This is a genomic window from Streptomyces sp. NPDC052225 (assembly GCF_040679615.1).
In the GTDB taxonomy this organism is placed as follows: Bacteria; Actinomycetota; Actinomycetes; order Streptomycetales; family Streptomycetaceae; genus Streptomyces.
On record NZ_JBFAVD010000011.1, the window covers coordinates 150377 to 162157 of the forward strand.

The following is an 11781-nucleotide window of genomic DNA, read 5'->3' on the forward strand; positions in this document are numbered from 1 at the left end:
GCCCCAGACCCCGCTGCTCGATCGCCGCAGGGGCTGGAATGGCCCGGCGACGCTGCTTCCGCCGAGCCGCCGGAGGCCTACGCCGACATCGGCCGCTGCACCCTGATCGACTGCAACAGGCCCACCGCCACCCACACCGCGAACATCGACGAACCTCCGTACGAGACGAACGGCAGGGGCAGGCCCGCGACCGGCATGATGCCGAGCGTCATGCCGACGTTCTCGAAGGCCTGGAAGGCGAACCAGGCGATGATGCCGGCGGCGACGATCGTGCCGTACAGCTCCGTCGTCTCGCGGGCGATCCGGCAGGCCCGCCACAGCAGGATGCCGAGGAGCAGCAGGATCGCGCCCGCGCCGACGAAGCCGAGTTCCTCGCCGGCCACCGTGAAGACGAAGTCGGTCTGCTGCTCGGGCACGAACTGGCCGGTGGTCTGCGAGCCGTGGAAGAGGCCGGCGCCGGACAGTCCGCCGGAGCCGATCGCGATGCGCGCCTGGTTGGTGTTGTAGCCGACGCCGGCCGGGTCGAGCGCCGGGTTGGCGAAGGCGGCGAAGCGGGCGATCTGGTAGTCGTCGAGGACGCCGAGCTGCCAGACGGCGACCGCGCCGGCCGCGCCGACGCCGATGAGGCCGAGGACCCAGCGGTTGGAGGCGCCGGAGGCGAGCAGCACGCCGAGCACGATCATCACCATGACCATGACGGACCCGAGGTCCGGCATCAGCATGACGACCATCATGGGGACGGCGGCGAGGCCGAGGGCCTGGAGGACGGTGCGGTGGTCGGGGTACTCCCGGTCGCCCGCGTCGACGCGGGCCGCGAGCAGCATCGCCATGCCCAGGATGATCGTGATCTTCACGAACTCGGAGGGCTGGAGCGAGAATCCGCCGCCGACGATGATCCAGGCGTGCGCGCCGTTCACGGTGGCGCCGAGCGGGGTGAGGACGAGCAGCACGAGGAAGACCGAGAGCCCGTACAGGATCGGCACGGCGGTGCGCAGGGTGCGGTGGCCGAGCCAGATCGTGCCCACCATCAGGGCGAACCCGATGCCGGTGTTGAGCAGGTGGCGGAAGAGGAAGTAGTACGGGTCGCCCTGGTTGAGCTCGGTGCGGTTGCGGGTCGCCGAGTAGACGAGCGCCGCGCCGATCATGGACAGCGCGACGGCCGAGAACAGGATCGGCCAGTCGAGCCTGCGCACCACCGAGTCGCGGGCCATGAGCCGGGACATGGTGGAGCGCTGCTGCGGCCCGTAGCCGGAGACGGAGAAGCCGTTGGTGCCGGCCATGGTGGGTCAGTCCCTCCTGCTGTACGTGGAGGTGGGCAGGCCGGCCGCCAACTCCTGCTGCGCCGGCGGCTCTTCCTTGTTCGGCTCGTACGGCTTGATCTTCGGGGAGTCGATCGAACCGTCGGACTCGATCTTCGGCAGGGACTTCTGCGGCTCGGGCAGCAGCGCCTTCTTCAGGTCCTGCTTGCCGCTGCTGTCGAGGCCGTAGATCGCGTCGTAGATCTTGCGGACGGCGGGCCCGGACGCACCGGAACCCGTACCACCCTGGGAGATCGTCATCACGATCGAGTAGTCCTTGGTGTACGTCGCGAACCACGACGTCGTCTGCTTGCCGTAGACCTCGGCCGTACCGGTCTTGGCGTGCATCGGGATCTTGTCCTGGGGCCAGCCGCCGAAGCGCCAGGCCGCCGTGCCGCGGGTCGCCACTCCCGCCAGTGCTCCGTCTATCTCGTCGCGGGTCTTCTTGGTCATCGGGAGCTTGCCGTTGACCTTCGGCTTGATCTCCTGGACCTGCTTGCCGTCGGCGCTGACGATGGCCTTGCCGACCTCGGGGGCGTGCAGCGTGCCGCCGTTGGAGATGGCGGCGTAGATGGACGCCATCTGGATCGGGGTGACGAGGGTGTCGCCCTGGCCGATGGAGTAGTTGACCGCGTCACCGGCGCGCATGAGGTTGCCTTCGAGGCAGTTCTCGTACGACAGGCGCTGGACGTAGTCGCCGTCCTTCTTGCCGGCCTTGCACCAGGCGTCCTTGTTGGCGTTCCAGAACCGCTGCTTCCACTGGCGGTCGGGGATCCGGCCGGTGACCTCGTTGGGGAGGTCGATGCCGGTCTCCTTGCCGAGGCCGAACTGCTTGGCGGTCTTGTAGAACCAGTCCTGGGTGTCCTTGTTGCCCTTGAGGCCGCCGTCCTTCTTCCACTCCTCGTGAGCGAGGCGGTAGAAGACGGTGTCGCAGGAGACCTCCAGGGCGCGGCCCAGCGAGATCGGCCCGTACCCCTTGGACTCGAAGTTCTTGAAGACCTGGCTGCCGATGGAGTACGAGCTGGAGCAGTCGTAGTTCCCGTCGAACGCGTACCCGGCGTTGACCGCGGCCGTCGTCGGGATGACCTTGAAGATCGAGCCGGGGGCCGCCTGGCCCTGGATCGCGCGGTTCAGGAGCGGGTAGTTGGACTTCTTGCCGGTGAGCTTGGCGTAGTCCTTGCCGGAGATGCCGCCGACCCAGGCGTTCGGGTCGTAGGCGGGGTTGGACGCCATGGCGACGACGCGGCCGGTCTTGGCCTCCATCACGACGACGGCGCCGGAGTCGGCCTTGTAGTTCTCGCCGGTGTTCTTGTCGAACTCGTGGCGGGCGGCCTTCATCGCCTCGTTCAGCTCGTACTCGGCGACGGACTGGACGCGTGCGTCTATCGACGTGACGACGTTCGCTCCCGGTTCGGCCTTGTCGCTGTTGGCGCGGCCGATGACGCGGCCGAGGTTGTCGACCTCGTAGCGGGTGACACCGGCCTTGCCGCGCAGCTGCTTGTCGTACGTGCGCTCGAGGCCGGAGCGGCCGACCTGGTCGGAGCGGAGATACGGGGAGTCGCTGTCCTTGGCCTTCTCGATCTCGGCGTCGGTGACCGGGGAGAGGTAGCCGAGGACCTGCGCGGTGTTGGAGCCGCCGGGGCCCGCGTAGCGGCGTACGGCGGTGGGTTCGGCGGTGATGCCGGGGAAGTCCTCGCCGCGCTCGCGGATCTGGAGCGCCTGCTTGGGCGTCGCCTCGTCGGTGATCGGGATGGGCTGGTACGGCGATCCGTTCCAGCAGGGCTGCGGCGTCTTGGCGTCGCAGAGGCGGACCTTCTCCTCGACCTCCTTGGGCTTGAGGCCGAGGACGCCGGCGAGCTTGGTGAGGACGGCCTTGCCGTCGTCGTCCATCTTCATCAGGTCGGTGCGCGAGGCGGAGACGACCAGGCGCGTCTCGTTGTCGGCGATGGGCACGCCGCGGGCGTCGAGGATCGAGCCGCGCACGGCGGGCGTGACGACCTGCTGGACGTGGTTGCCGGAGGCTTCCTTGGCGTACTCGTCGCCGTTGCGGATCTGGAGGTACCAGAGGCGGCCGCCGAGGGTGAGCAGCAGGGAGAGGACGAGGATCTGCAGGACGATGAGCCGGATCTGGACGCGGGGCGTCCGTCCTGTCTCAGGAATATTGGTCATGGGCGCAGCCCATTCGCTGGAAGGGCGGTGGTGGGCGACGGGTGGGCGGTCACAGGCGCTTGACCCCCTTGATGCGTCCCGCGCGGGCGGAGCGCGCCTTGACGGCCTTCATGCGCAGGCCGCCTCGCTGGCCGCCGATGCGCAGTCCGGTGCCGGAGGAGAGCCAGCCGGCGGAGACGTCGGCGGCCTTGCCGGTGCCGCCGCCGGCCTCGGCCAGCGGATCGTTCTCGGCGCGTCTGGCGAGCGCCATGACGCCGGGCACGACGAACGGGGCGAGCAACAGGTCGTAGAGCGCGGCGGTGAACAGCAGGCTGCCGAGGCCGACGTGGCGGGCCGCGGTGTCGCCGACGAGCGCGCCGACGCCCGCGTACAGCAGGGTCGTGCCGACGGCGGCGGCGACGACCACGAGCATCGGCCCGGACGCCGTGCGCAGCCGGCCGTTGTCGGGCTTGGCGAGTCCGGCGAGGTAGCCGATGACGCAGAGCACGAGGGCGTAGCGGCCCGCGGCGTGGTCGGCGGGCGGGGCGAGGTCGGCGAGGAGTCCCGCCCCGAAGCCGATGAGGGCGCCGCCCACATGCCCGTACACGAGCGCCAGACCGAGGACGGTCAGGAGCAGCAGGTCCGGCACGGCGCCGGGGAGTTGGAGCCTCGCGAGGACGCACACCTGGATGACCAGGGCGACGACGACGAGGGTGGTGGAGAGCAGCATCCGGTTGAAGCGCATGGTTCTTGCTCCTCCTGACTACTGCTCGTAGCCGTTGTCGGCGGCGTTGCCCGCGGGTGCGGACGGGGTGACGGTGACCGTCACGGTGGGGGCCGGCTTGGGCTTGGCGGGCTTGGCCGGCAGGACCTCGTCGCGCGGGTCGCTGCGCGGGGCCTGGACGACGATGCCGACGATGTCGAGCTTGGTGAACCCGACGTACGGCTGGACGTAGACGGTACGGGTCAGGTCGCCGCCGGACGGATCGACGCGGACGACCCTGCCGACCGGGACGCCGGGCACGAACGGCTTGTCGGCCTGGGAGCCGAACGTGACGAGCCGGTCGCCCTTCTTGACCTTCGCCTTGCCGTTGAGCAGCTGGACGCGGAGCGGACGGTCGCCCTGCCCGGAGGCGAAGCCGAGTTCGTCGGTCTTCTCCATGCGGGTGCCGACGGTGAAGTCGGGGTCGTTGGCGAGCAGGACGGTGGCGGTGTTCGGGCCAACCGTCGTGACGCGGCCGACGAGCCCGTCGCCGTTCAGTACGGTCATGTCGCGCTTGACGCCGTCGTTGGCGCCGGCGTCGATGGTCACCGTCCAGGAGAAGCCCTGCGCGGACCCTATGGCGATGACCTGGGCGCCCTTGATTCCGTACTGGCCCGCGCCCGCCGTCTTCAGCATGGTGTCGAGCTGGCGGATCTTGCTGCGGTTGCGGTCGTCGCTGCCGAGCTTGGCCTTCAACGCGGCGTTCTCGCGCTCCAGTTGGCCGATGCGGTCGTGCCGCTTGCCGGAGTCGCGGACCGCGCTTATGGCGTTGCCGATGGGGTCCACCGCGCCGGAGACGCCGTTCTCCACCGGCCCGAAGACCGTGGCGGCGGCCTGTCGGGCACCGTCGACCGGCGAGTCCTCGCCGCCGCGGATGTCCACCGTGATCAGTGCGAACGCGATGGCGATCAGCAGCACCAGGAGCAGCCGGCTCTCTCGTGTGTCCCTCACGTGCGGCGGCCGTGCCTTCCTCATCGAAATGCGGGGAATTCTTGTGCCTTGCCTCTATATCAACGATCCGCCGCACGAAGTGGCAGGCACTCGTACGGCGGACCCCCCTTTTAGGGGCGCGTCAGATCATCTGCGCGGCGAGGCGTCAAGCACCTGTTGCAGCGCCTCGAACTCCTCGACGCACTTGCCGGAGCCGAGCGCCACGGAGTCCAGCGGGTCCTCGGCGATGTGGATCGGCATGCCGGTCTCCCGGCGCAGCCGCTCGTCGAGGCCGCGCAGGAGAGCACCGCCACCGGTGAGAACGATGCCGCGGTCCATCACGTCACCGGACAGCTCGGGCGGGCACTTGTCGAGGGTCGTCTTGACCGCGTCCACGATCGCGTTGACCGGTTCCTCGATGGCCTTGCGGACTTCCGCCGCCGAGATGACGACGGTCTTCGGAAGGCCGGAGACGAGGTCGCGGCCGCGGATCTCGGTGTGCTCGTCGTTGTCCAGGTCGTACGCGGAGCCGATCGTGATCTTGATCTGCTCGGCCGTCCGCTCGCCGAGGAGGAGCGAGTACTCCTTCTTGATGTGCTGGATGATCGCGTTGTCCAGCTCGTCGCCGGCGACACGGATGGACTGTGCCGTGACGATTCCGCCGAGCGAGATGACGGCGACCTCGGTGGTGCCGCCGCCGATGTCCACCACCATGTTGCCCGTGGCCTCGTGGACGGGGAGGCCGGAGCCGATGGCCGCGGCCATGGGCTCCTCGATGATGTGCACCTGGCGGGCACCGGCCTGCGAAGAGGCCTCGATGACCGCGCGGCGCTCTACGCCGGTGATGCCGGAGGGCACGCAGACCACGACTCGGGGCCGGGCGAGGTAGCGCCGCTTGTGGATCTTCAGGATGAAGTAGCGGAGCATGCGCTCGGTGATCTCGAAGTCGGCGATCACACCGTCCTTGAGCGGACGGACCGCCACGATGTTGCCAGGGGTGCGGCCGATCATTTTCTTGGCTTCGGCGCCCACCGCGAGGATGCCACCGGTGTTGGTGTTGATCGCGACCACGGACGGCTCGTTGAGTACGATCCCGCGGCCCCTGACGTACACCAGCGTGTTGGCGGTCCCGAGGTCGACAGCCATGTCACGGCCGATGAACGACATTGAGTTCCCCATCAGGATTCGTCTGGCCTTCCCAAGTGGAGCGTTTGATTGCTTGTCAGGTAGGCGAGAGGGTGGACGCGGTGTGGCGTGGAGGCTCCATCGTAGTCTCGCCTGCACAGTCACGGCGCGAGGGTCTTCGCCATTGTCAGCAGATGAATCCCCGCCCCGCTAATGGGGACGTGCCGACGGAGGGTCGCGTTCCCCCAATCGGGGCGCATATGCCAAAGGAGCGGCCCGAATTCTCGGACCGCTCCAGGTCAGTGGCGCCCTATGACTGACGTCGTGTCAGAAATCGACTTCCGCCGGTCTCACGGAGCGGACAGGTGACCGCGGGTCCTAGGCGAGACCGGGGAAGAAGATCTTCAGCTCGCGCTCGGCGGACTCCTCGGAGTCGGAGGCGTGGATCAGGTTCTCGCGGACGATGACGCCGAAGTCGCCGCGGATGGAGCCGGGGGCGGCGGCGATCGGGTCGGTCGGGCCGGCGAGCTGGCGGACGCCCTCGATGACGCGCTCACCCTCGACGACCAGGGCGACGACCGGGCCGGACGACATGAACGCCACCAGCGGCTCGTAGAACGGCTTGCCCTGGTGCTCGCCGTAGTGCTGCTCCAGCGTCTCCTGGCTCAGGCTGCGCAGTTCGAGAGCGCTGATCGTCCAGCCGGCCTTGCGCTCGATACGGCCGATGATCTCGCCGATCAGGCCACGGCGGACCGCGTCGGGCTTGAGCAGGACGAGCGTGCGCTGGGTCATGGTGGCTGGACTCCTTGTACGGCCTGGATGTGCGGTGAGGGCCGAGATTACAGGGGGTTACCGGGGGCGGGTCATCTGGGTTTGGCTAGGCGCCGTAGGGGGTGGGGCTTGTGGGGCGGGTGCGGCTTTCGTCGGGGCTGGTCGCGCAGTTCCCCGCGCCCCTGGAGGCTTGCGGCTTCGCCGCTTGCCTCCATCGGGGAAATGCGACGCGAAGCGTCTGCATTTCAGGGGCGCGGGGAACTGCGCGAGCAACCCCCACCGGGCCGCAGCCGAAGCACGACCGAAACCTACGCGGCGCTCGGACCCTGCTCCGCCCAGCGGGCCTTCGCCTCGTCGATCTTGCGGCCGAAGTGGATCGACGCCCACCACAGGCCCGCGAAGCACGCCCCCAGGAAGAACATCATCGGGACGACGAAACCGCTGAGGATCAGGGCGATCTGGAGGGCCCAGCCCAGCTGGACGCCGCCCGGCCGGGTCACCATCCCGCACAGCACCACGCTGAGCAGCATCGCGACCCCGCACACCGTCCACACCGCACCGGCCGACAGGCTGTCGTCCTTCATCGCCACGAGCCCGGCGAAGCCGATGATGAAGAACTCCCCGATCAGGGTCGAGGAACACAACGTACGCACAGCGATCAGCCCTTCCCCAGCAACAGCCTGGCCTCGCCGACCGTGATCACGGATCCGGTGACGAAGACTCCCCCGCCCGCGTACTCGCCCTCTTCCTCGGCGAGCGTGATCGCGGCCTCCAGCGCGTCGTCGAGGCGCGGCTCGACCTGGACGCGGTCGTCGCCGAACACCTCCACCGCGATGGCCGCCAGTTCGTCGGCGTCCATGGCGCGGTGGCTGGAGTTCTGCGTGATCACGACCTCCGCGAAGAGCGGCTCGAAGGCCTCGAGGAGTCCTCGTACGTTCTTGTCGCCGCTGGCTCCGACGACGCCGATGAGCCGGCTGAAGTCGAAGACCTCGCTGATCGCCTCGGCGGTGACGCGGGCGCCCGCCGGGTTGTGCGCGGCGTCGAGCACGACGGTCGGCGAGCGGCGCACCACTTCGAGGCGGCCCGGCGACGTCGCCGTGGCGAACGCCTTGCGGACCGTGTCGATGTCGAGCGGCTCGACCCGCTCCGCGCCGACGCCGAAGAACGCCTCGACGGCGGCGAGCGCCACCGCCGCGTTGTGCGCCTGGTGGGCGCCGTGCAGCGGGAGGTAGATCTCCTCGTACTCGCCGCCGAGGCCGCGCAGCGTCATGAGCTGTCCGCCGACGGCGACCTGGCGCGAGACGACGCCGAACTCCAGGCCCTCGCGGGCCACCGTCGCGTTCGCCCCGACGGCCTTCTTGAGGATCACCTGCGCCGCGTCCACCGGCTGCTGCGCCATGATCACGGTGGCGTCCTGCTTGATGATCCCGGACTTCTCGCCGGCGATCTCGCCGGGCGTGGAGCCGAGCCGGTCGGTGTGGTCCAGGTCGATGGGGGTGATGACCGCGACCGAGCCGTCGATCACGTTCGTCGCGTCCCAGCTGCCACCCATGCCGACCTCGACGACCGCGACGTCCACGGGCGCGTCGGCGAAGGCGGCGTACGCCATGCCGGTGAGGACCTCGAAGAAGGAGAGCCGGTACTCCTGCTGGGAGTCGACCATCTCGACGTACGGCTTGATGTCCTCGTACGTCTCGATGAAGCGCTCGTACGAGATGGGCGCCCCGTCGAGGCTGATGCGCTCGGTGACGGACTGGACGTGCGGCGAGGTGTACCGGCCGGTGCGCAGCTCGAATGCGCCGAGGAGCGCCTCGATCATGCGGGCCGTGGACGTCTTGCCGTTCGTCCCCGTGATGTGGATCGAGGGGTACGCCTTCTGCGGCTCGCCGAGCACGTCCATCAGGGCCGCGATGCGGGCGACGGACGGCTCCAGCTTCGTCTCGCCCCAGCGCGTGGCCAGGTCGGCCTCCACCGCGTGCAGCGCCTTCTCCACCTCGGGGTCCTGCGGGCGCGCCGGGATGCCGTCGCCCTGCGGCGGGCCGCCCTGCGTGCGCAGGGTGCGGCTGCCCGCCTCGATCACCGCGAGGTCGGGGTCGCGGTCGGTCTCGGCGCCCACGATCTCCTCGAAGGCGTCGGCGGGGTCGGCGGGCTCGTGGTCGTCGCTGTCGCGCGGGGGGAGGTCACTCACGTACGCCAGTCTACGGAGCCCCACCGACAGCGGCACGGACGCCACCTGCCGAGCGGGTTCGGGACTTTCGGCCTGTCCGTTTCGGGACTTTGGTCCCGCCGGATCACAGTGTCACCCTGCAAACTTGGCGATCATGGACATAGGCATCGATCTCGGCACCGCCAACACCCTGCTCTACGTGCGCGGTCAGGGCATCGTGCTCAACGAACCCTCGGTCGTCGCCGTCAGAGAGGGCGGGCGCGGCGGTGTGCTCGCCGTGGGCACCGAGGCGAAGGAGACCATCGGGCGCACCCCGGGGTCGATCACCGCGATCCGGCCGCTGCGCGACGGCGTGATCAGCGACTACGAAGCGGCCGAGGAGCTGATCCGGCACTTCGTCCGCAAGGTGGTGCCGGGGCGGCGTCCCCGTACGCGCATGGTGGTGTGCGTGCCCAGCGGCGTCACGCCCGTCGAGCGGCGGGCCATCGTGCACGCGGCGCAGCGGTCGGGGGCGAAGGCCGTGCATCTGATCGAGGAGCCGATGGCGGCGGCGATCGGGGCGGGGCTTCCGGTAGCGGAGCCGCGCGGGTCGATGGTCGTCGACATCGGCGGCGGCACGAGCGAGGTGGCCGTGATCTCGCTGGGCGGCGTCGTCACGTCGCAGTCGCTGCGGGTGGGCGGCGACCGGCTCGACGAGGCGATCACCGACTTCGTACGCAAGGAGCACGGGCTGCTCATCGGGGAGCGGACGGCCGAGGACATCAAGATCGCGATCGGTTCCGCGTGGCCCGTGCCCGGCGAGGAGGCGTTCGAGATGCGGGCGTTCACCGTGCGCGGGCGGGAGAAGGTCGCGGGGCTGCCGAAGACGGTGGAGCTGACGGTGCGCGAGGTGCGCTCCGCGCTCGACGAGCCGGTGGAGGCGATCATCTCGGCGGTGCGGGCGACGCTGGAGGAGTGTCCTCCGGAGCTGTCCGGTGACGTGATGGAGCACGGGATCGTGCTGACCGGCGGGGGTGCGCTGCTGCCGGGCCTCGATCTGCGGATCGCGTCCGCGACGGGGATCCCGGTGTTCGTGGCGGACGATCCGCTGGACAGCGTCGCGCTGGGGTGCGGGAAGTGCGTGGACGACTTCGACGGGCTCGAGCGGATGCTGAGCGCGGCCGCTTAAGCCCCTGCGGCGATTGAGCAGCGGGGTCCGGGGCGGAGCCCGGGCCGTTGCCGGTCGGGCTTCGTCAGCGAGCGCAGCGTCGTCGTGGTTGCTCGCGCAGTTCCCCGCGCCCCTTCAGGCCGCGCCCACGCGGCGGAGCCGCATATCGATACAGCCCCGCGCCCCTTCAGGGCACTGACCTCGCCGGGATCTCGGCGGTCACCGCGTACACCCCGTCCCGCTCGCCGCAGGCGAACGTGCCGCCCATCGCGTGGACCCGTTCCGCCATCCCCGCCGTGCCGGTGCCCGCCGAGACCGGGGCCGTGGCGGGGAGCGCGGCCGGGGCCGGGTTGGTGACCGTCACGCGCAGGCGTTCGGGGGTCAGCGTCACCGTCACGTCGACGGGGAGGCCGGGCGCGTGCTTGGCCGCGTTCGTGAGGCACTCCTGCACGACCCGGTAGACCGCAGCCTGGCGCAGCGGCGACTGATGGTGGGCGGCGGCGGCGACGTGCAGGCTCACCGCGTTGCCCGCGGTGCCGGTCTCGCGGGCGAGGCGGGGCAGGGCTTCGAGGCCGGGGGTGGGCGCGCCGCCGCCCCTGCCCCGGCGTACGACGATCTCGTTCAGGAGGAGGTGCGCGCGCCGCGCCGTCTCGGACAGTTCGTCGAAGTCCTGTTCCCAGGGCTCGCCGCGGGCCCTGCGCGACAGCACCTCCGCGCGCACGGCGAGCAGGGTCAGCTCGCGCCCCACGAAGTCGTGCACGTCCCCCGCGACACTGGTCCGCTCCCCCTGCACGGCCTGGAGGAGCGCGGTCTCGGCGCGCTCCTGCTCCAGGGCGAGGACGAGGTCGCGCCGGTTCGCGGCGATGCCGACGCCTGTCGCGAGCACCCCGATCGGCACGACGAGCGCCAGGAACTGGCTGACCGTCTCCCCGCGGTGGGCGGGCCAGTTCGGCAGCGCGTACGACACACAGGCCACGACGAGATAGCCGCAGCAGGCCAGGATGCCCGCGGCCCTGCCCCGGTAGCGGGCGACGGAGTACAGGGCGAACTGGATCAGTGTCACCTCGTGCAGCCAGCCGAGGAAGAGCAGTGCGACGGCGTACGGGAGCCAGGGCCCCCACGGCACCCTGCGGCGAAGGAGCAGGGTCGCGGCGCCGAGCGCGAGGGCGACGGTGGCGGTCGCGCCGCTGAGCGCGTTGTCGGCGCGGGCGAGGCCCGGGATGTCCAGGCTCATCAGGGCGAAGCAGCCGCCGGCGGTGAGCAGGTCGACGGCGTGCGGGGTGCCCCGCCAGCGCTCCAGGCGCGGCCACTGCCGCCCCAGACGACGTCCCGCGGCCGTCGCCCGGCGCAGCGCGGAGGTGGCGGCCCGGTCGTGCATGGTCCCCATCATCCAAGGTCCGCGGCGGTGCCGCAGCGCCGCGGCCGGGCCCGC

The 11781-nt window shown here is 70.4% G+C and carries 10 protein-coding genes; 1 reads left to right on the forward strand and 9 read right to left on the reverse strand.

All coding sequences use genetic code 11. From position 1 onward, the window contains the following. Nucleotides 1-77 precede the first annotated feature (77 nt). From rodA to AB0L37_RS18565, 8 genes are all read right to left on the reverse strand, one after another. Complete coding sequence (gene rodA / locus AB0L37_RS18530) at nucleotides 78-1280, reverse strand: rod shape-determining protein RodA (RefSeq protein WP_365506019.1); 1203 nt, start codon at nucleotides 1278-1280, stop codon at nucleotides 78-80. Between the two features lie 6 nt (nucleotides 1281-1286). Continuing rightward, the gene (gene mrdA, locus AB0L37_RS18535) at nucleotides 1287-3467 is read right to left on the reverse strand and encodes a penicillin-binding protein 2 (RefSeq protein WP_365506022.1); all 2181 of its coding nucleotides are present in this window, start codon (nucleotides 3465-3467) and stop codon (nucleotides 1287-1289) included. A gap of 49 nt (nucleotides 3468-3516) precedes the next feature. Further along, entirely contained in the window at nucleotides 3517-4191 is a 675-nt protein-coding gene (gene mreD, locus AB0L37_RS18540; protein WP_365506024.1) for a rod shape-determining protein MreD, read from the reverse strand. 18 nt (nucleotides 4192-4209) lie between these two features. Next, nucleotides 4210-5160, reverse strand: a complete 951-nt coding sequence (gene mreC, locus AB0L37_RS18545; RefSeq protein WP_365506027.1) for a rod shape-determining protein MreC — start codon at nucleotides 5158-5160, stop codon at nucleotides 4210-4212. 126 nt (nucleotides 5161-5286) lie between these two features. Continuing rightward, a complete protein-coding gene (locus tag AB0L37_RS18550; protein ID WP_111668333.1) occupies nucleotides 5287-6306 on the reverse strand; it encodes a rod shape-determining protein in 1020 nt (339 codons plus the stop codon). Nucleotides 6307-6642: 336 nt separating this feature from the next. Next, nucleotides 6643-7056 (reverse strand): nucleoside-diphosphate kinase, encoded by a 414-nt coding sequence (gene ndk, locus AB0L37_RS18555; RefSeq protein WP_338696446.1) that lies wholly within the window; start codon nucleotides 7054-7056, stop codon nucleotides 6643-6645. Between the two features lie 287 nt (nucleotides 7057-7343). After that, on the reverse strand, nucleotides 7344-7688 hold the full coding sequence (locus tag AB0L37_RS18560) for a DUF4233 domain-containing protein (protein ID WP_365506030.1): 345 nt from the start codon (nucleotides 7686-7688) through the stop codon (nucleotides 7344-7346). A gap of 5 nt (nucleotides 7689-7693) precedes the next feature. Beyond that, the gene (locus AB0L37_RS18565; protein ID WP_365506033.1) at nucleotides 7694-9223 is read right to left on the reverse strand and encodes a folylpolyglutamate synthase/dihydrofolate synthase family protein; all 1530 of its coding nucleotides are present in this window, start codon (nucleotides 9221-9223) and stop codon (nucleotides 7694-7696) included. A 133-nt stretch (nucleotides 9224-9356) separates the two neighbouring features. Between AB0L37_RS18565 and AB0L37_RS18570 the strand changes: the two genes are divergently transcribed. Next, the gene (locus AB0L37_RS18570) at nucleotides 9357-10370 is read left to right on the forward strand and encodes a rod shape-determining protein (protein ID WP_365506226.1); all 1014 of its coding nucleotides are present in this window, start codon (nucleotides 9357-9359) and stop codon (nucleotides 10368-10370) included. A gap of 166 nt (nucleotides 10371-10536) precedes the next feature. Here the strand turns inward: AB0L37_RS18570 and AB0L37_RS18575 are convergent, their stop codons facing one another. Then, nucleotides 10537-11727, reverse strand: a complete 1191-nt coding sequence (locus AB0L37_RS18575) for a histidine kinase (protein ID WP_365506035.1) — start codon at nucleotides 11725-11727, stop codon at nucleotides 10537-10539. Nucleotides 11728-11781: the final 54 nt, after the last annotated feature.